Origin of the sequence: Enterobacter cloacae complex sp. SHL021, assembly GCF_049237765.1 — a bacterium.
Classification (GTDB): domain Bacteria; phylum Pseudomonadota; class Gammaproteobacteria; order Enterobacterales; family Enterobacteriaceae; genus Enterobacter; species Enterobacter cloacae.
This window is the reverse complement of the sequence record NZ_JBMKJG010000005.1, coordinates 97344-112648: the sequence shown is the minus strand read 5'-3', so window position 1 is coordinate 112648 and position 15305 is coordinate 97344. Positions and strand designations below refer to the sequence as shown.

Here is a 15305-nt window from a genome sequence, read left to right as displayed (position 1 = left end):
CGGACTCCTGCAAGAAGGGGGCCGAAGCCCCCTGTGTGATTAGCGAGGCTTAGACGCCCAGTTCTGCACGCTTCTCTGCGATCTTCTCGCGGAGTGTTTTGACGCCAGTATTTGGATGAGGCTTATCGTTGAAGAGCAGTTCATACTCTTCGCGGAGCTTATCCAGATCGTCATCACCGCCGGTATTGTCGTTGTTATTGCCATCACCATTTTTTACTTCTGACTCTGGCTTAACAAATTCAAGACCACGCTTTTTAAGTGCAGCTGCTTTGGCTTTCTCCGCCGCTGTATTAATCGGCTCCAGCGCCGACCCTGGCTCGCCGTCATACTCAATCTCTGAACCTTCCGGCCAGAGGTTGTTATGAATGTGGGATAAGCGCAGGACGCGATATTTTGCTTTCTCCATTGCCATCACCTTAGCCAGTCACTTTGGAACGGGTTGGGTAGTATGGAGTGTTGTTGTCAACATCCAGGTTAATACCCGAGGTGAACGCGCCAGCAGTCAGCGGGCCGGTACCGACCACATAGTTGACGCGCAGATAACGCTGGACACCAGCAGGAACCTTGGTAGAGAACAGGCGTTTACCAGCAGTCAACGCCGCCAGCGCCAGCGTGCCGCTGTCATAGATGGTGGTCCAGGTGGAGTTATCCGGGCTGGTCTGCAACTGGACGTTCAGGGTCGCAGCACCAGCTGCTGTTGCAGTGGTGTTCACATTTGCCCAGAACTCCAGTGGGTAGCCAACACCAATATCGCGGCGGGTGCCGTCGATAGGGCCAAGGTCGATAACGTCAGTTGAAGCGCCGCCAGCAGTAACCGCCTGCGCTTCGGAGAACATCAACAGTTTGTCGAGGATCATTTTCTTTCTCCATTTATGGGCCGGTTAAGGCCCATCAGTTAATGACAGGCGTTAAACAACGCGCGCTTCTGTTTCCAGAATCGCATCGGTTTCACGGATTGGGATGCCACGGAAAGTGGTCCAGAATTCGCCCTCAGTCTCTTTTACGGACAGAGCCAGAGAGGCTTTATCCAGAGATTGCAGATCCAGCGCCTGGGCAACTGTACGGTTCATGTAAAACACCGCTCGGCCCATCTTCAGGTTAGGAACGCGGTGAAGCGCTTTAACCATCAGTGTGACGATGTTTGCCGCTGAGCCAGGCACAGAAAGATCGCTCACATCGATGTTTGCGATGCGCACAACGTAGCGCCAGTCACGGAGAGCCAAACCGTTGTCCCACTTATAATGGGTACGGTAACCCTGGTATTTGCCGCCATTGGCATCGGTAAGAGTCTGCTCGCCGAGGTTCTGAGTCTGCAAGCCAGCCTTCTGCCCTTTAGGGAAGATGCCGTGCACAGTGTTTTCACCCCAGACCACCAGCCAGATAGATGTGTTATCTGTACCGGTGCCGCCAGCATCAATGATGTTTTGGCCGTTGCCTGCCGATTTGCTGGAGTAGCGGGATGACAGACCCATGAACTGCTGCGGATTCACACTGGTGTCGCCGTAGAACAGGGTCTGAGCCATCTGCTGGTTCATGCCTTCGAGGAATGCACGATCTTCAGACAGGCGGAATTCAGCAGTGTTACCGTTAAGATCAGCCAGTGACTTATCTACCTCGGCATAAGCCTCCAGCATGCCGACAGTGTCAGTAACCTGCACGGTAGTGGATTTGGTTGGCTGTACGCCGTAGTTCAGCAAACGCCAGGTTGGCTGAGGCAAGCCAGAGCGCACGGTGGTGCGGTGACCGGTTGGCAGGTTACCCTCTACGAACATCATGTCAGTCAGGATTTCGTTGGTCTGGGAAAGGAGTTCGACAATCTTGTCTACCTTCCCGTTTGGATCGGTGCGCTTAGCCCAGTCAGCCAGCGTCAGCGCATTTACGCCTTTAACAGCCATGGTTATATCCTCTCTTATTAGCCATAAAGCACTTCGGCCGCACTACGCTGGCCTTGATTACTGCCATCGACCATGCCGTCTTCCGACATGGCTTTACCGATTTTCACAAACGTCTTAACAAGGTCTGGATGGTTACCAAGCCCGGTAGCGTTCAGATATTCTTTCAGTTCCGGCGTGCCGAACTGGTCCAGTGCACGCTGCGCAGCGCTGAGGTTTGCGGTCAGTTTGTCACCGCCGATCTCCTTGTCTGCCTTCACGGTCTCAGCCCAGCCTTCGGTCTGCTTCTGCCAGGCTTCTGCCTGACGCTGCTGCACACCGGCCAGAATTTTTGGATATGCGTCCACCAGCTTCTGTGCCTGCTCATTGGTCAGGTTCAGATCACGGGCAACTGGTTCGAAGTCCTTCAGCGCTTCGGTGTCCAGCTCAACGCCTTCTCCAGCCTTGAACTCGTATTTCTCCGGCGCGCCTTCCTGCTTCTGCTCTTTGTCATCAGGCTTGTCTGCTGGCTTATCACCATCAGCGGGCTTATCGTCCTGAGGCTTGTCGCCTTCAGCGCCAGGCTGCGGTTTATCGCCTTCTGGTTTGGCCGGGTCAGCAGCAGGTGCCTGAGCATCGGCAGCAGGTGCGGATGGCTCAGACGGTGCCGGTGCAGAGCCACCATCAGCAGGTTGCTCATTGCAAAGACGGCGATGCAGCAAACGTTCAAATAAATTCATGGTTACTCCTGTTCACTGGCCTCTGCGGCCATCTTCAGATACTGATCGGGGCAGTGCGTCATGACGCGCTGAAACAGAACCAGAGCAAGGTTGCGCTGCCCTTCGTTGAATGCTGTGATGTTCGGGTCAACGTTGAAGCACGTGCCGAACACCTGGCCTTTCTCCAGCAGACCCCACACGACGCGGCGACCCTGCTCGCTATCCATGACGAACTTGATGTCGTCCTTCTCGCGCTGCTCCAGATCGTGCTTCTTGCGATCGTTCTGAATGCGCAGTTCTTCTTCGTCGAAGTCCGTCATTGCTGTGCTGCTCCAACTGCGTTAGTGATTGCTGTCAGTGCGCTTGGGTCTGTGGTCTGCGTCTCGCTGAGCGTCTTGGCTCCCTGCGTTACTGCCTGACCCATTGCCAGTGCCTGGGCTGCCTGCTGCTGTTTGGCGCGGTCTTCGCGAATCTGCTGCACCTGCTCCTGCGGAACAATGACGGTTGGAGATGTGCCTGCCATCTCTGCGAACGCGTCAATAGCCTGATCTGCATCGAGCTTGTCGAGCGCATCTGTTTTACCGACTGATGCCAGTTGCGCGATAAAGCCAACGGTCTGCGACAGGCTGGTGAGGCCGATAGATTTCTGCGCCTGAGCCATAACGGAGATGTACTCGATGCGCAGCGGCATGCCCTGCATAACGTCAGGTGGAGGCGGAAGCATGTTCTTGCGCGCCATAATGGAGAACACGCGGTCGATAAGCGGGTTGAGCGCTTCGTCGTTCAGGCGTTCCAGCACCGGGCCGAGCATCAGCAGTTTCTCTTCCTTCATCTCGATCACTGCTTCCACCGGCATAGAGCGGGTGTTGATGTTTTGCAGCATCATGAAGAGGTCGACAAAATAGGCACTGTTGATGGTCTGGCGGGTGTCCTGAATGTCAGCCAGCAGGTCGGCGGTATTCGGGTTTACCAGGTACGCAGGTTTGAAACCGTCCTGGCCGCTCAGCACATCGAGATACGTCACGTCACCTGGCAGAAGAGAAACGCGCTGATTTTTCAGTGACGTCGGCGCAACCATTGGCGGGTTAGTGGATTTGTCGATCAGCTGAGCTTTGCGCTTCTGCTCAACCTGCAGGGCTTTAACCTGACCGAGTGCCAGCATGCCAGGGCAGGAGGACGCATAAACGTCTTCGCCGTTAACTTCCCAGCGTGGCGCCAGGATAGGGAATTCGTCAAAGCCAGATTCACGCAGCAGCTTGTCGGCGTCGCCGCCAGTCTCGAAGTACACAGAGCGGAACGGTTTGTTCTTGCTGTCCATCTTGCCGCTGTCGCGGTTGATGTTTGGCGTGATGCAGTGGTTAACCTCGATCCAGTTTTCGTATGTGCCGTTTTCCCACTGACCCCGAACTGATGTACTCACGTTCTCGAGGCCGAATTCCTGCACCAGCTGGCGCACGGTCATGGAGAACTGGCGGAAGGAAGTATCTACGCTGCCGCGTGGGCTGTTCGCCAGGTAGTAGCTGCCAATCGGGAAAGGCATTGTGCGGATCACGTCCTGGTCATCTTCCAGCACAGCCATAGCGGCGGTACCGAAAGTACCCAGGCTGGCGTACATGACAGGCAGTGACTGGTACAGGTTCGACTTGTTGAACACTTCGTTCATGCGGCGCTGCACGACTTCCAGCCAGACTTTGACCGGGCCGTAATCCATCATGTCAGGGTCAGGCGTTGCCAGCTTGAACCACGGACGGGCCGGGCTGGTGATACCTGACATCATGCCGCTGGCGAGAATGCGCTGAGCGAGTGATCCGGTAGGGTCAACAATTTTGGTGTTGCGGCGATCGTCACGGTTAACGTCAGACGTCAGGAAGCGGGAACCGCGCGGATTGATAAAGTCGCTCAGGTCGCGCCAGTGCGGCTCGAACGATGTGCGCTCATTCTTCAGCTGTGCGAGCTGCTTCAGCAGCCGCTCTTTTTCGGTTTCCGCCATCTCTCGGATCTCCGTTACTGACCGAGCAGCGTTTTACCGCTGGTGTTGGCTTTGGAAGTGTCGCCCTGGGCACCGGTTAGCATGGTCGAGTTACGACCAGCAGCAGCACGGCGGCGGCGCTCTTCGTCATCGCGGGCACTGACCACAGCGGCGTCCTGCTCCTGAGGTGCGGCCTGAACTTCTGGTGCCGCTGGCACTGATGGCTTGCTGCCGATACACATAGCGATAACCTCACACACGATTAAATTATTACCAATTTAACCATATACGGATTATTTTACGTAGTGTATTGACAGAATGCTGTGTAATTATTACCCTTCAGGTAACACAACGTGAAAGCGCACTTCGATATCGGTTCGGTGAGGTCTTGTCGCTAAATCAAAACTGGTGAGTGCGCTTCCAGGTGTGAGCAGTACGGCATATGGCACATGTGCCGCAGCGGTCCGGAGGGGTTCATTGATGTTCCTTATCCCCGACCGGGTAGCCGGAATGTGCAAGTCAGTGTTATCGGTATGCACGACATAGCGTTTCACCAGCGTGGCGATACGGTGTGACACCTCGGAAGAGACGAGGATACAACGATGAGAGCATTGGGGTGACCGGTTAATCCCGTGACGCTAACCGATACAGGCGCAGTGCTCTCAATGTTGTGGTGAATGCGCAGGCTGATGCGATGGCCGCCAAGGTGTACCTTCTGTAACGCAACCTGATGAGAGTGAAACTAGCAATACGCCGAAGTGTTTCTCATCGAAATGAAGGAAAGCCGGAGATCAGCACCGGCCACCACAACCAAATCACGTTAGGACCGTGATACGGCAGTACCAGGCAATGCGTGTAGCTTTGGCGGTGGCAGTTGCTCCCACTTCTGACCACCGCCCTTTTTACAGCAGAACGCCATTTCGATGACGTTGCGCTGTAAACCCTGCATCACCCGCCAAGGAAGGCACTCCGTAGTCCATTGCTTCCAGTTCGCCCGGTTCGTCCGGGCATTTTTTTAAGGTGATAAACATGAAGACCGTAGAGATATTGGCAAGACATCTTAACTCGTGGCCAGCTGACACAACTGGCATTTTTATGTCTCCTGAAACCGGTGCATTCTTCGGATGGAGAGTTGGATTTTCGAATCCTCAAAACATTTGTACAGAATCCTTATCCGGGTGGCCGCCTGCCGATGATGCTGGCACTGATGTTACCGAATATGACTTTCACGAAGAGAAATCCAGACTTTCCAGCATCCTGATAGCAACGAGCACTAATCTTCCATCAGACGAACAATTACGAAAAGAGAACCTCTACCACACCAAATTGCAGTGCCTGGCTGAGGTTCTTGGTAAGCAGTCATTCATTGACAAAAATTCAGCCAACAGTGCAGCAGAAGCGATCAACGCCGCATTTGATAAGATTACTTTTTGAGGTAAGCAACCATGGTATCAACCGCATCCCCAGCACCATCCTGCATGGCTATCGAGCAGGAAATTCAGGCCAAAGGCTTAACCGCGCCGCGCGTTACGCCGCAGCACATTGAGAGCATTATTCAAAGCGAACATTATTTTACCGCTTATGATGGTGCTAAATCTGGCGGTGAAGAAGTAGAGCAAATCTGGCATGACAAAGACGACCTGGGAAAGGAATATCAGCCTCTATCACTCTTAACCTTCTGCGTCCTGGTGCTGCGCAACGGTTTCACCGTCACCGGCGAAATCGCCTGCGCCAGCCCGGAAAACTTCGACCCGGAGATTGTCCGCAAGATTGCCCGCGAAAATGCGGTGAATAAAATCTGGATGCTGGAAGGTTATCTGCTGAAGCAGAAATTGAGCGAGAAATGAAAGACGAATTCGACGGATTTTAACTCCGTGACATGCCACAATTAGCCCGCCGATGCGCTGGCTTTGTGTATACTGCATGTGTAACAGATGGAGAGGACATGATGTTAACGTTCAGAGGCAAGAAACCTGAAGAAATTGATTTCGATGATGTCAGAGACATATCCAGAATAGATATTAAAACCCTTCCTTTCGAATCACAGGCTCAAATGCAGTCAGTGGTAATTACCGCATCAGAGATAATGCGATTGGAAGAAGTCAACCAAACTGAAGCGGTGGAGCGCGTAAAACAGGTGATGGACAGAATTAACTTTGAAATCACCGAGAAGATACTCGAAACACCATTCTACCAAGCCCGCTAATGCGGGCTTTGTTATTTCCACGGGTCGTAATCGGTTACCGCCTTCCCCTGCTGGTTCTCCTGACCAGGAATGCGCAGGCGCTTCGTGACCGGGAAAGCAAACGTCAGCAGCAGCGCGTCACCCTTGCCAGGCGAGCGTCCTAAACGCTCTTTGATATCTTCCTTCGGCTCAATGACGATTTTGCCATCCACCCTGACTTTGTACTCTGCCGCAGACAGGTCATCAGCCGTCTCCTGGTCGTCCAGCGCACCGCCCAGCTTCAGCCACGTTTTGCAGGCGTTAAACATCTCGCCGCGCTTGTTGAGCATCTGGGGATCGGTCGAGCCACCGCCGAACGGGATTAACTGCCATGTCCTGCCCCAGCCGTCACCGATGGACTTCAGCCCGGTACCGTAACCAAAGTCGATGAATACCGCGTCAGCCTGATACTGGTCTTCAAAGTCAGCGATGCGCTTCGCCATAATCAGATCGTCGGTTGTCTTGTTGCCGGTCCACAGCACTTTGCTGTGTAGTCCCTGGCGCAGGTATATCACCGCGTCATCCACGCCGGAATAAGCCGGGTCGACGCCGATAATCACCGGTGCGTGCGCCACCTGCGCAGCGGTAACCACGCGCTTCATTGCCTCGTCGGTCAGACCGGTCGGGATAAACTGCAGCTCTGACGCGTCAGGGAAGATCCCCCGCACACGGACCTTCACGAAGTCGCTGTCCTCGCCGTAGTCGTCCACCCATTTCTGCAGCTGCTGTTTGTTCGTGCCTTCCACGGTGCGACTGTCAATCTGCGCGCACTTCCAGCGGTGCTTGTATTTGCGGAAGCATTCGCGGAAACGCCCGGTGTTACGCGTCGGGTTCCCGAACGCCACCCAGATGATTTCAGTATCCTCGTCCGTCAGCGCACCCTCTGCAACCTCCCACACCAGATCGGCAATGTTTGAGGCTTCGTCGAATACCACGATGATACGCTTCCGCTCGTTGTGCAGCCCGGCGAACGCCTCTGTGTTGTGCTCAGACCACGGAATAGCGTCAGCGCGCCAGCGTTTGTCGTGACCAGGATCGTTGCTGTACATCGCCGTGGCGGTGCAGGTGAACCAATCTTTCGTTATGGCCAGGTTCGACCATTTGATGATTTCCGGCCAGGTCTTGGTGCGCAGCTGGTTGTCGGTGTTGGCGGTCACCACCACCTTGCAGTCCTCGCAGGTGGACATGCCCCAGTTGATGAGCATCGAGATGAAAGCTGACTTACCGATACCGTGACCTGATGCACGGGCCAGCATCAGCGGCTGGTGACGCGTTGCGGGGTTCTGGAGGTGATCGCGTATTTCCCGGAACCCATCAGCCTGCCACTTACGCGGCCCGGTGGCGTGCGACAGCTCTGTGCCATCCTCGCCCCACGGGAACGCATACAGCGCATAGCCCAGCGGATCATACGTGAACGAGGCGATATCCTCGACGAGTTGCTCTTCCGGCGACATGGCTGCGGCTGTCATTCTTCACCACCATCCTGTTTCTTAACGCGAGCCCGAGCCTTTGCCATCTTATCGGCAATTGTCATTTTAACGTCAATCTCCAGGCGCTCTTTGAACGCGTTGACGTCGACGTGCTTACCAATCAGCTCGAGGTTCTTAACCTTGTCAGGCCATTTTATTTTTTTGAGGATAGTCTCTATCGAATCCTCGTTCATGTTCATGATGGTTGAGGACAGATCGAACCCGCTGAGCGTGGTGCGCCAGATTTTCGGCCACTCGCGGATAGGTTTAAGGCTGCCGTCGTCGTTCAGGATATCCAGCACATCCATCTGGTCGATTTCCACCAGGCGCATGAGGACGTAGTCAGCGCTGACTCGGTTTCGCTTGTTGCGCTCCTCCATCAGTTCAGCGATTCGTTTCTGGATCCTTTCGTCGCGCATCATTACGCTGGCTTTGACCGCAGCCGTATTAGGCGAAAATCCTGCGTCAATCGCCGCCTGAGACTGATTTTCAGGTGTCTTAATGTAGGACTGGCAGTAAGCCTCTTGCATCGCTGTAAGAGGCTTATATTGCGTTGATTTGCGTTTGTGGGTTTTTGGTGTCGCGGGCATCATTACCACCTGAGTGATTTTATTACCATGCAGGTAATACTATCACGCCCGCGCAGATGTTACATGACTGGTATCGGATCGTCTCCCTGGCTACCGGCGCGGTTGAGAAAGTGGGTAACCACACCCAGCACTGTCGTATCGTCCAGCGCATCGCCTTCGATGGCCTCTCCCTCCGGAACGATAAGCGCCTTTCCCTGCACGATGGCGAACTCAGTGCGGCCGCAATACGATATCAGCACTGTGTCACCCGGATGTGGTTTATTCGCGATGTTGATGATTGCGTACCCAGCCGACGTTTCAACGGTGCGGCAGTTGCCGTCGTAGCCGCACATGCTGGTGATGGTGAGTTGTGTTTCTACGTAGTCTGCTGCCGGAGATGGAAAGCCCATAATGGAACCTCACATAAAAATACTGTACATTTAAACAGTATAATCATGTGAGGATTTAGTCAATACGCCGTGACATGTCACACCGCAAGTTTCGTTTCGTGCCAGCCCTGCGTTACCCAGCAAGCCGAATCCCCCGCGCAAGGGCAGGACTTCACCGGCAGGCTGTCGCCACACTTGCCGCACTGGTTGGCGCTGATGGCTTTGATGCGGCCACGCACCCGCGCATCATCCTGGCGGATAAGCAACGCGATGTACTCGCTCAGTTCGTATGGCTCACGGCCCGGGCGACGCTCGGCGCAGTTGCGCGCCAGCATCTCCATTTCCTGCTCGTCGAGCACCAACTCCAGCTTGCGCTCACCAGCTTCTGCCTGGCGGGCACGCTGCGCTGCTTTGCGTTCTGCTGCGGTCTTAGCCATGGAATTTTCTCTCCCCACATTTCAGGCAGATTGTTGATCGACCTTCTCCGACTGGCTCAATCCACCAGTCATGGATGCATGCTGACTTTTTCTCCCTCTCTGCCACATGCGGCAGCAACATCCGGTACGCCTGCAGAGCAAAATCCTCTTTCAGCGAGCGCGGACCGGATTCCAGTTCCGCGATACGTGCGACCAATGATTCCTGGGTTACGTTAACCATCACCATCCTCCTTCTTCGCCAGTTTCAGCATCGCGTCGCCATAACGTTCGATCCCCATGGCAAACGCACCTTTCACGTTGATGCGCTGGATAATCTCCGCCGGGACCACCACCGGCATCGGCACGCGTATGACCAGCTTTTTGAGCCTGTCGACTTCTCCTGCCAGCTCAAGCATGCGGGTTCGGCAATCCTCTGCTTCCTCACGCCACCAGGCTGCATCGGCTTTAAGGCGGCGCAGGCGCCGCTGTTTGAGTTTGCTCACCATGGCAGCCACCCCATACCCTGAAGTGCGCTGATGACCAGCAGCACGAACATCACTGCGTCGAATGGGTTAGGCATTATGCGATACCACTGTTGGCGAGCTAAATGGGCAGGCGACACCGATCGGATGCTTACCATTGCAGATAAAGCACCGCATCTCGCTAAGCACCTGAGGAGAGGTAGTGATCGTCTTCGGAGGATTATCCTCGCTCAATGCATCACGGAACGCGACCGCAACAACCTTCCCGCCTAAAGCTTCCATATGTGCATGTACTGGCGGCTCCTTGCCGTCTTCGAATTCAATGACGAAAGTTAGCTTGCCCATCACTTCACCTCCTTTGGTGGTGCATCCATCATGACGCGCTCCATGCGGCGGCCACACGCCAAGCGCACTCGGCGAGCAGCCTTCTCGATCGCCAGTGCAGGCTTACCGAGCAGTGAGCAGATAATCAGGTTCGGCAGCACCACGGTGATTACGTATCGGTTGAAGGTCACGGCTTCACCTCCTGCTGCAGTGCTGCCGGATACGCACTACCTTCCTGCCCTGGCTCATTGCTTCCGGTGCATGCATTCCGGTGGTCATTGGCATGAGGGCAGCGTTTGTTGCCGCACTCAGGACAGACAACGAAGCGCATGTCGGAAATTGTCACCGGGCGGCAGGTGCGGCACGAGCATTCCGGAATCACCGGAGAGTTGAGTTGTTCGGAATTTCCGAACGACTGAAGCATGGCTGCGCGATAGGCGTTCCAGCCGACAGCTTTTCCGTGTTCAAACGAGCTGTCAAAGTCATCATCCATTTCCATCGCAGCGGGCACAGATATCGGCGCTGGCGGGGCGGTGAATAGCGGGGCGATATTTCTTTCCAGGTCGGTAATTACGCTCCATACCGGAATAGATTCAACACCCTGATTAGCCATATCGCGATAACTGTCTGCATAGGCCAGCACTGGATTTCGCCCCGACGCCTCCGCTTCGAGCGATGCCAGCGCGATACGCAGCGCCGCCAGTGTATTGGTTCCATCTTCGCCAAGTCCGAACGGGATATCATCGCGGATGGCTTCCATGTCGGCAATTTTCTGCTGCAGCCATTCTTTGGTAATAGTGCTCATGGGTTATCCTCTCAGCGCCATAGTGCGCATTTCCAGCTCAGCAATCCGCTTCTCTGCGGATTCCAGCTCATCCAGCAGCGCCAGCACGGTGGACGGGGTTAGAGCCTCATTGAATTCATCGCGATCATAACCCCAACTATCGGATTCTGCTCTCTCCGCCGCTTCACGCAGCGCCTGTTTGTCGATGTTGCTCATTGGGCGGCTCCTTCTGCTTTCTTCTCGTCAACGCTCAAGGCTGTAGCCAGTGCGCTCGCCACCTGATAAAAAGAGTGCTTAACCTTCACCCTTAATTTTTCACCAGTAGCTGATACCGTTTCGATGGTGGTCAGCTCGCCGCCGCTTTCGAAATCAGGGTAGAACTGCGTAACCAGGTTACTTTCGACAATCACGGAACCGTCCGGCGTGTGCATTTTAAGTTTCATGACTGCACTCCTTTGCGAAGCTGGGCGGCGAAGTCACCGCAAATAGTTGCCGCTGCATCAAGGCCGACCTGTTCGTCCTGATAGCAATTAACAATTGCATTGCTAATTTTCAGGCAAACTTCATCTACTGCGGCGGCCCGCACTTCAGCCAGGAAAGCTTCGGTGGCCGGGGTTTTTATGTTGCTAAGCGCATCAGTGAATCCGCCGCGCTCCATGCCTAATTCAGCTTCGTAATCAGCATCGAACGCAGCGTCTTTGCAGAATTTCTTTAGCCCCGCATTCTCCGCAGCCAGCGCTGCGCATCTGGCTTCAAGTTCTTCATAACTCGGTTTCATCTTTACCCCCGCTTACCCGTATAAGTTATTGATTACGTTGATATCAAAAAGGATCGTCGATTCAGAACGTTTCGCAGTTCCAGCCACCACCTTTGCTTTTTGGTATTGGCTTGAGCGCTCTGAACGTGAACGGGTACATGTCGGCGGCGACCTTGATTTTTACCCTGGCGTCGTCAGTCCAGAACCCTTTCACTTCGTGCAACTCCATCTCACCGGTGGTGAGCATTACTGCGAAGTCCGGCGTGTAGAACGTGTTGTCAGCCAGTCGCAGCTTGATGCCTTCGAACTTGTACCAGGCTATGACAGTGCCGGTGATGCGCTTCAGGTGCTCGGCATAAGCCTCTTCCGTCTTGTTCATCTGGCCTGTCTTGAGTCGACCAAGAGCCTGTAACTGCTTTCTCATGATTTACCCCTTAGGTAATTTAAATCCACATTAAAGTTAAAATCAATAGCTATGCGCATATTTTGTTACCTGCAAGGTAATTATACTGGCGTAAAAAAATGCGCTGCCGCGCTGGTGCTTCTGCTTTACTACTTCCATTTCCCGTATTGCCTTGAAAACCTTTCCATATCGAAATCAATCGTGGCCCTGTAATCCCTGAACAGTCCACATTTCCCGTGACGTATTACCTCTCCGCTCTTCTCTGCGTCTCTGAAGTATTTCTCTACAGTGTTGAGGTGGAGGCCGAGAATCTCTGCTGCCTGCCTGGTTGTTATCCTGCCGCGCTCTTTTGCAGCGGTGATGATCCGCCTGACGGCTGTCTTACGTTCTGAGTACGTGTTTGGTCTTGCCATGGAAACCTCACTATGTGGCCTGGTATCCCCTGAATCCCTGCGGAATGGTCTTGTCAGGCTCTGGTACGTCGTTGATATCCCTTCGCTGCTGCATGGCAACGGGCCTTGCCCTGGACTGCTGCACGCTTCTCGCCAGCTTCTGCTGCCACTGGTCGTGGTGAAATGCCTTCCCCTCCGCTTTCCAGTAAGTGATGAAGTCTGCCAGCTCGAACGGCGTGATCTCCGCCTTCAGGTTTATGCCCCATTGAGAAGCTCGCCTGATGAACTGCGGATCCGGCTTCCAGTCGTCGTGCATCTGGAATTTCCCAAACTCACCCATTCCACCCGGAGCAACGTAGCCATTCAGCATCGCGTTGTTCGCATCCGGATCTGGTTCAGCGCCACCAGCAGAGTTATCCACAGGTGAATTTTGCTCGCCCCCTATGTGGGGTTTATCTTTTATATCTTCTCTTCTCTTTATCTCTTCTTTATCTGTCGTGACATTTCGTGACTTGTCGTGACATTTCCGTGACTCATTGCTTTCTTGTTGCCGCATCCGCTGCCTTTCACGCTGCTCTCTTTTTCTCTGAGTTGCTGATTTTGCTCCTGTTTCATCATTGCCACGGTCCTCTTTTTTAGGCTGTCTCCGCTCCCACCCTGTAAGGTATGTTCCATCCAAAACACGGCCCTGCATGGCGTTAATAACAGCGTCTATGTCACACTCAGTCACGTCAAAATGTGACGCCAAATCCTCGTTCGTGACATCAGCGTGACCTCGCGTGACATTTTGTGACCCGCTAACAAGAAGGTGGACATAAACGGCCTGAACAAGAGCTATCGGTTGACCTGATATTCTCGCTATGGTTCTCCACTTCGGGTCATTAGGCATATCATGCCAAAGACGTAGCCATTGATTAGCCATATGAACCTACTCTTTCTCGAGATCAGTGATTCCACAAAGGCGCAACCCAGCGAAGCAACCAGTATCAACCATGTCGCAGTACATTGTCTGATCTGAAATGTTCAGCCGGTGCCACATAATGAGCATCGCCTTTTCTTCTTCTGACTCTGCTTCAATGCATAATTGAGCACTGGAACCGGAGAAAAAAATCTTCATGCTGCCTCCCGCGCCTTTCTGGCTGCCTTTAATTTATCTGAACGCAATTGTTGCTGGCGTCGAGCCCGCTCGTTGTTGCACTTGACGCATTCACCGCTGAGGGTGTAGCGCTCGCTGTCATGCCCGTGAATGCACTTCTTGCCGGTGTAGAACCTGGCGAGGCCCATTTCGAGAGCTTCACGCTGAGTTAATCGCTTCATTTGCACCTCTCTTTGAAATTTATCTTTGGTAATTTTGTGCGATGGCCGAAAAAAGATCAACCATATTCGGATCATTATTACCTGAGAGGACTGAATAGATATGAAAAGACCGCCAGAAGGCGGCCTGATGGGGGATTGAAGGAGGTTTTATTCGTAGAAGAAGATAGCCAGTTCCGGCTTTGTTCTTACCCACCCGCGTTGTTTGCATGCCTTAAACAGCCCATTCATCAATGTCTTACCGGGCATTTTCCGGCGGCCTGTCAGATGCGTCTGGATGTAGTGGCTGGTCGTTCCGGCCTCTTCAGCAAAGGCATTTCGCTCATCAGGAGTGAGTTGCAACCAGTGTTTTTTGAAGTCGAATTTTTCGTTCTCGCTCATAGCTATTGCCTGATATTAATTTCAGATAACAAATATTCACCCAGAAGGTAATAAAAATCAAGGTTTGTTACCTGTGAGGTGCATTTACCTGTGGGGTAAATTCGCTTTTAATTGGCACACTAACTAATTCATATATGAGGCGATTCACCAGAGCATGAAAAGTATTCAGGATATCCGCAGGCAGAATATTAACGATATCATCGACCGTGACTTTAACGGGGTGCAGACTCGTCTGGCGGAAAAACTGGGAACTCAGGCAAACCTGGTGAACCGCTGGGCCCGCGGGCAGAAGGTTGTCGGCGACACGGTGGCGCGCAAGATTGAGAAGGCGGCGAATAAGCCATCGAACTGGCTGGACGTCGACCACTCACTATCTGCTGTTGCCATCCCCCAGGAGGAGATCACCCCTTCCGACATTGGCCAGCTGGCGGCGCATAACCTCGAAGCATGGATGCAGAACAACCGCGACCTGTCATCTCAGGGCAAGTTGTCGAAAGTGTCCGGAGTTGCCCAGGCGACAATCAACCGCATGCTGAACAATGAGGTTAGCGTATCAATCTCCACCCTGGAGTCCATCGCCAGCGCGTTCGGGCGCCGCGGATATGAGCTGCTCATCCATCCACGCGACCCGGCAACCATCCATTACGACCGGGCCCGCTACGCATTGTTACCTGAAAGCGAGAAAAGCAAGATTGAGAGCTACGTCGATTTTGTGATTGTTCAGAACGGTAAAACGCAAGAGTAAAACCATACATTTCAGATACTAAGCCGCCTTTGAGCGGCTTTTTTATTGCCCTTAAAATTACCTCTTAGGTAATTTTTTATAATCATACCTATTGACT

At 53.6% G+C, this 15305-nt stretch carries 28 protein-coding genes and 1 pseudogene; 4 read left to right on the top strand and 25 right to left on the bottom strand.

What is annotated here, in order from left to right; translation table 11 throughout:
• Nucleotides 1-49 precede the first annotated feature (49 nt).
• Genes ACOTZF_RS06635 through ACOTZF_RS06605 form a run of 7 tightly spaced genes read right to left on the bottom strand, consistent with a single transcriptional unit; the run spans nucleotide 50 to nucleotide 4801 of the window.
• The gene (locus ACOTZF_RS06635) at nucleotides 50-412 is read right to left on the bottom strand and encodes a hypothetical protein (protein ID WP_129317692.1); all 363 of its coding nucleotides are present in this window, start codon (nucleotides 410-412) and stop codon (nucleotides 50-52) included.
• A 4-nt stretch (nucleotides 413-416) separates the two neighbouring features.
• Nucleotides 417-857 carry a Bbp16 family capsid cement protein gene (locus ACOTZF_RS06630; RefSeq protein ID WP_129317691.1) on the bottom strand — a complete coding sequence of 147 codons (441 nt, stop codon included), beginning with the start codon at nucleotides 855-857 and terminating at the stop codon, nucleotides 417-419.
• 51 nt (nucleotides 858-908) lie between these two features.
• The gene (locus tag ACOTZF_RS06625; protein WP_128297634.1) at nucleotides 909-1895 is read right to left on the bottom strand and encodes a major capsid protein; all 987 of its coding nucleotides are present in this window, start codon (nucleotides 1893-1895) and stop codon (nucleotides 909-911) included.
• Nucleotides 1896-1912: 17 nt separating this feature from the next.
• The gene (locus tag ACOTZF_RS06620; protein WP_129317690.1) at nucleotides 1913-2611 is read right to left on the bottom strand and encodes a peptidase; all 699 of its coding nucleotides are present in this window, start codon (nucleotides 2609-2611) and stop codon (nucleotides 1913-1915) included.
• A gap of 2 nt (nucleotides 2612-2613) precedes the next feature.
• The gene (locus ACOTZF_RS06615) at nucleotides 2614-2910 is read right to left on the bottom strand and encodes a hypothetical protein (RefSeq protein WP_129317689.1); all 297 of its coding nucleotides are present in this window, start codon (nucleotides 2908-2910) and stop codon (nucleotides 2614-2616) included.
• Complete coding sequence (locus ACOTZF_RS06610) at nucleotides 2907-4580, bottom strand: portal protein (RefSeq protein ID WP_129317688.1); 1674 nt, start codon at nucleotides 4578-4580, stop codon at nucleotides 2907-2909. The genes ACOTZF_RS06615 and ACOTZF_RS06610 overlap by 4 nt, the downstream gene beginning before the upstream one ends.
• Before the next feature lie 14 nt (nucleotides 4581-4594).
• Nucleotides 4595-4801, bottom strand: coding sequence for a hypothetical protein (locus ACOTZF_RS06605; protein WP_032634944.1), 207 nt, complete (start codon nucleotides 4799-4801; stop codon nucleotides 4595-4597).
• A 787-nt stretch (nucleotides 4802-5588) separates the two neighbouring features.
• Between ACOTZF_RS06605 and ACOTZF_RS06600 the strand changes: the two genes are divergently transcribed.
• The 3 genes from ACOTZF_RS06600 (at nucleotide 5589) to ACOTZF_RS06590 (ending at nucleotide 6765) form a co-directional block, all read left to right on the top strand.
• Nucleotides 5589-5993: a hypothetical protein gene (locus ACOTZF_RS06600; RefSeq protein ID WP_129317687.1), complete on the top strand. Its 405-nt coding sequence runs from the start codon at nucleotides 5589-5591 to the stop codon at nucleotides 5991-5993.
• Between the two features lie 11 nt (nucleotides 5994-6004).
• Complete coding sequence (locus ACOTZF_RS06595; RefSeq protein WP_241692321.1) at nucleotides 6005-6406, top strand: Gp49 family protein; 402 nt, start codon at nucleotides 6005-6007, stop codon at nucleotides 6404-6406.
• 98 nt (nucleotides 6407-6504) lie between these two features.
• Nucleotides 6505-6765, top strand: coding sequence for a hypothetical protein (locus tag ACOTZF_RS06590; protein ID WP_129317686.1), 261 nt, complete (start codon nucleotides 6505-6507; stop codon nucleotides 6763-6765).
• Between the two features lie 11 nt (nucleotides 6766-6776).
• On the opposite strand, the gene ACOTZF_RS06585 is transcribed toward ACOTZF_RS06590, so the two are convergent.
• The 18 genes and pseudogenes from ACOTZF_RS06585 to ACOTZF_RS06500 form a co-directional block, all read right to left on the bottom strand.
• Nucleotides 6777-8252 carry a terminase gene (locus ACOTZF_RS06585; protein WP_129317685.1) on the bottom strand — a complete coding sequence of 492 codons (1476 nt, stop codon included), beginning with the start codon at nucleotides 8250-8252 and terminating at the stop codon, nucleotides 6777-6779.
• The gene (locus ACOTZF_RS06580; protein ID WP_241692320.1) at nucleotides 8249-8845 is read right to left on the bottom strand and encodes a terminase small subunit; all 597 of its coding nucleotides are present in this window, start codon (nucleotides 8843-8845) and stop codon (nucleotides 8249-8251) included. The genes ACOTZF_RS06585 and ACOTZF_RS06580 overlap by 4 nt, the downstream gene beginning before the upstream one ends.
• 56 nt (nucleotides 8846-8901) lie before the next feature.
• The gene (locus ACOTZF_RS06575) at nucleotides 8902-9231 is read right to left on the bottom strand and encodes a hypothetical protein (RefSeq protein ID WP_129317684.1); all 330 of its coding nucleotides are present in this window, start codon (nucleotides 9229-9231) and stop codon (nucleotides 8902-8904) included.
• A gap of 77 nt (nucleotides 9232-9308) precedes the next feature.
• Entirely contained in the window at nucleotides 9309-9647 is a 339-nt protein-coding gene (locus ACOTZF_RS06570) for a hypothetical protein (RefSeq protein WP_129317683.1), read from the bottom strand.
• Complete coding sequence (locus ACOTZF_RS06565; protein WP_129317682.1) at nucleotides 9640-9867, bottom strand: hypothetical protein; 228 nt, start codon at nucleotides 9865-9867, stop codon at nucleotides 9640-9642. The genes ACOTZF_RS06570 and ACOTZF_RS06565 overlap by 8 nt, the downstream gene beginning before the upstream one ends.
• On the bottom strand, nucleotides 9860-10132 hold the full coding sequence (locus ACOTZF_RS06560) for a hypothetical protein (RefSeq protein WP_206738694.1): 273 nt from the start codon (nucleotides 10130-10132) through the stop codon (nucleotides 9860-9862). Before ACOTZF_RS06560 ends, ACOTZF_RS06565 begins: the two co-directional genes overlap by 8 nt.
• Nucleotides 10133-10198: 66 nt before the next feature.
• Nucleotides 10199-10453, bottom strand: a complete 255-nt coding sequence (locus ACOTZF_RS06555) for a hypothetical protein (RefSeq protein ID WP_129317681.1) — start codon at nucleotides 10451-10453, stop codon at nucleotides 10199-10201.
• Nucleotides 10453-10623: a hypothetical protein gene (locus tag ACOTZF_RS06550; RefSeq protein ID WP_164989311.1), complete on the bottom strand. Its 171-nt coding sequence runs from the start codon at nucleotides 10621-10623 to the stop codon at nucleotides 10453-10455. The genes ACOTZF_RS06555 and ACOTZF_RS06550 overlap by 1 nt, the downstream gene beginning before the upstream one ends.
• Nucleotides 10620-11237 carry a hypothetical protein gene (locus tag ACOTZF_RS06545; RefSeq protein ID WP_129317680.1) on the bottom strand — a complete coding sequence of 206 codons (618 nt, stop codon included), beginning with the start codon at nucleotides 11235-11237 and terminating at the stop codon, nucleotides 10620-10622. Before ACOTZF_RS06545 ends, ACOTZF_RS06550 begins: the two co-directional genes overlap by 4 nt.
• Nucleotides 11238-11240: 3 nt before the next feature.
• A complete protein-coding gene (locus tag ACOTZF_RS06540; RefSeq protein WP_129317679.1) occupies nucleotides 11241-11432 on the bottom strand; it encodes an ead/Ea22-like family protein in 192 nt (63 codons plus the stop codon).
• Nucleotides 11429-11659 carry a hypothetical protein gene (locus tag ACOTZF_RS06535; RefSeq protein WP_129252338.1) on the bottom strand — a complete coding sequence of 77 codons (231 nt, stop codon included), beginning with the start codon at nucleotides 11657-11659 and terminating at the stop codon, nucleotides 11429-11431. The genes ACOTZF_RS06540 and ACOTZF_RS06535 overlap by 4 nt, the downstream gene beginning before the upstream one ends.
• Nucleotides 11656-11964 (bottom strand): annotated as a pseudogene (locus ACOTZF_RS06530) (hypothetical protein); the annotation flags it as partial. The gene ACOTZF_RS06535 and the pseudogene ACOTZF_RS06530, both read right to left, overlap by 4 nt.
• A 91-nt stretch (nucleotides 11965-12055) precedes the next feature.
• Entirely contained in the window at nucleotides 12056-12397 is a 342-nt protein-coding gene (locus ACOTZF_RS06525; protein WP_060578423.1) for a hypothetical protein, read from the bottom strand.
• Nucleotides 12398-12525: 128 nt separating this feature from the next.
• The gene (locus ACOTZF_RS06520; RefSeq protein WP_129317678.1) at nucleotides 12526-12789 is read right to left on the bottom strand and encodes a DUF977 family protein; all 264 of its coding nucleotides are present in this window, start codon (nucleotides 12787-12789) and stop codon (nucleotides 12526-12528) included.
• Nucleotides 12790-12799: 10 nt separating this feature from the next.
• Complete coding sequence (locus ACOTZF_RS06515) at nucleotides 12800-13690, bottom strand: DnaT-like ssDNA-binding domain-containing protein (RefSeq protein WP_421636057.1); 891 nt, start codon at nucleotides 13688-13690, stop codon at nucleotides 12800-12802.
• Nucleotides 13691-13696: 6 nt separating this feature from the next.
• A complete protein-coding gene (locus tag ACOTZF_RS06510) occupies nucleotides 13697-13885 on the bottom strand; it encodes a hypothetical protein (protein WP_063132197.1) in 189 nt (62 codons plus the stop codon).
• Entirely contained in the window at nucleotides 13882-14085 is a 204-nt protein-coding gene (locus tag ACOTZF_RS06505) for a hypothetical protein (protein ID WP_047050345.1), read from the bottom strand. The genes ACOTZF_RS06510 and ACOTZF_RS06505 overlap by 4 nt, the downstream gene beginning before the upstream one ends.
• A 147-nt stretch (nucleotides 14086-14232) precedes the next feature.
• Entirely contained in the window at nucleotides 14233-14463 is a 231-nt protein-coding gene (locus tag ACOTZF_RS06500; RefSeq protein WP_129317677.1) for a hypothetical protein, read from the bottom strand.
• A gap of 154 nt (nucleotides 14464-14617) precedes the next feature.
• On the opposite strand from ACOTZF_RS06500, the gene ACOTZF_RS06495 reads away from it, so the two are divergent.
• Nucleotides 14618-15208 carry a helix-turn-helix transcriptional regulator gene (locus tag ACOTZF_RS06495; RefSeq protein WP_129317676.1) on the top strand — a complete coding sequence of 197 codons (591 nt, stop codon included), beginning with the start codon at nucleotides 14618-14620 and terminating at the stop codon, nucleotides 15206-15208.
• Nucleotides 15209-15305 lie beyond the last annotated feature (97 nt).

Bases quoted from the DNA above. Each gene is read 5' to 3' on its own strand.
- ACOTZF_RS06635 (WP_129317692.1), bottom strand. From the start codon at position 412: ATGGCAATGGAGAAAGCAAAATATCGCGTCCTGCGCTTATCCCACATT.
- ACOTZF_RS06630 (WP_129317691.1), bottom strand. From the start codon at position 857: ATGATCCTCGACAAACTGTTGATGTTCTCCGAAGCGCAGGCGGTTACT.
- ACOTZF_RS06625 (WP_128297634.1), bottom strand. From the start codon at position 1,895: ATGGCTGTTAAAGGCGTAAATGCGCTGACGCTGGCTGACTGGGCTAAG.
- ACOTZF_RS06620 (WP_129317690.1), bottom strand. From the start codon at position 2,611: ATGAATTTATTTGAACGTTTGCTGCATCGCCGTCTTTGCAATGAGCAA.
- ACOTZF_RS06615 (WP_129317689.1), bottom strand. From the start codon at position 2,910: ATGACGGACTTCGACGAAGAAGAACTGCGCATTCAGAACGATCGCAAG.
- ACOTZF_RS06610 (WP_129317688.1), bottom strand. From the start codon at position 4,580: ATGGCGGAAACCGAAAAAGAGCGGCTGCTGAAGCAGCTCGCACAGCTG.
- ACOTZF_RS06605 (WP_032634944.1), bottom strand. From the start codon at position 4,801: ATGTGTATCGGCAGCAAGCCATCAGTGCCAGCGGCACCAGAAGTTCAG.
- ACOTZF_RS06600 (WP_129317687.1), top strand. From the start codon at position 5,589: ATGAAGACCGTAGAGATATTGGCAAGACATCTTAACTCGTGGCCAGCT.
- ACOTZF_RS06595 (WP_241692321.1), top strand. From the start codon at position 6,005: ATGGTATCAACCGCATCCCCAGCACCATCCTGCATGGCTATCGAGCAG.
- ACOTZF_RS06590 (WP_129317686.1), top strand. From the start codon at position 6,505: ATGATGTTAACGTTCAGAGGCAAGAAACCTGAAGAAATTGATTTCGAT.
- ACOTZF_RS06585 (WP_129317685.1), bottom strand. From the start codon at position 8,252: ATGACAGCCGCAGCCATGTCGCCGGAAGAGCAACTCGTCGAGGATATC.
- ACOTZF_RS06580 (WP_241692320.1), bottom strand. From the start codon at position 8,845: ATGATGCCCGCGACACCAAAAACCCACAAACGCAAATCAACGCAATAT.
- ACOTZF_RS06575 (WP_129317684.1), bottom strand. From the start codon at position 9,231: ATGGGCTTTCCATCTCCGGCAGCAGACTACGTAGAAACACAACTCACC.
- ACOTZF_RS06570 (WP_129317683.1), bottom strand. From the start codon at position 9,647: ATGGCTAAGACCGCAGCAGAACGCAAAGCAGCGCAGCGTGCCCGCCAG.
- ACOTZF_RS06565 (WP_129317682.1), bottom strand. From the start codon at position 9,867: ATGGTTAACGTAACCCAGGAATCATTGGTCGCACGTATCGCGGAACTG.
- ACOTZF_RS06560 (WP_206738694.1), bottom strand. From the start codon at position 10,132: ATGGTGAGCAAACTCAAACAGCGGCGCCTGCGCCGCCTTAAAGCCGAT.
- ACOTZF_RS06555 (WP_129317681.1), bottom strand. From the start codon at position 10,453: ATGGGCAAGCTAACTTTCGTCATTGAATTCGAAGACGGCAAGGAGCCG.
- ACOTZF_RS06545 (WP_129317680.1), bottom strand. From the start codon at position 11,237: ATGAGCACTATTACCAAAGAATGGCTGCAGCAGAAAATTGCCGACATG.
- ACOTZF_RS06540 (WP_129317679.1), bottom strand. From the start codon at position 11,432: ATGAGCAACATCGACAAACAGGCGCTGCGTGAAGCGGCGGAGAGAGCA.
- ACOTZF_RS06535 (WP_129252338.1), bottom strand. From the start codon at position 11,659: ATGAAACTTAAAATGCACACGCCGGACGGTTCCGTGATTGTCGAAAGT.
- ACOTZF_RS06525 (WP_060578423.1), bottom strand. From the start codon at position 12,397: ATGAGAAAGCAGTTACAGGCTCTTGGTCGACTCAAGACAGGCCAGATG.
- ACOTZF_RS06520 (WP_129317678.1), bottom strand. From the start codon at position 12,789: ATGGCAAGACCAAACACGTACTCAGAACGTAAGACAGCCGTCAGGCGG.
- ACOTZF_RS06515 (WP_421636057.1), bottom strand. From the start codon at position 13,690: ATGGCTAATCAATGGCTACGTCTTTGGCATGATATGCCTAATGACCCG.
- ACOTZF_RS06510 (WP_063132197.1), bottom strand. From the start codon at position 13,885: ATGAAGATTTTTTTCTCCGGTTCCAGTGCTCAATTATGCATTGAAGCA.
- ACOTZF_RS06505 (WP_047050345.1), bottom strand. From the start codon at position 14,085: ATGAAGCGATTAACTCAGCGTGAAGCTCTCGAAATGGGCCTCGCCAGG.
- ACOTZF_RS06500 (WP_129317677.1), bottom strand. From the start codon at position 14,463: ATGAGCGAGAACGAAAAATTCGACTTCAAAAAACACTGGTTGCAACTC.
- ACOTZF_RS06495 (WP_129317676.1), top strand. From the start codon at position 14,618: ATGAAAAGTATTCAGGATATCCGCAGGCAGAATATTAACGATATCATC.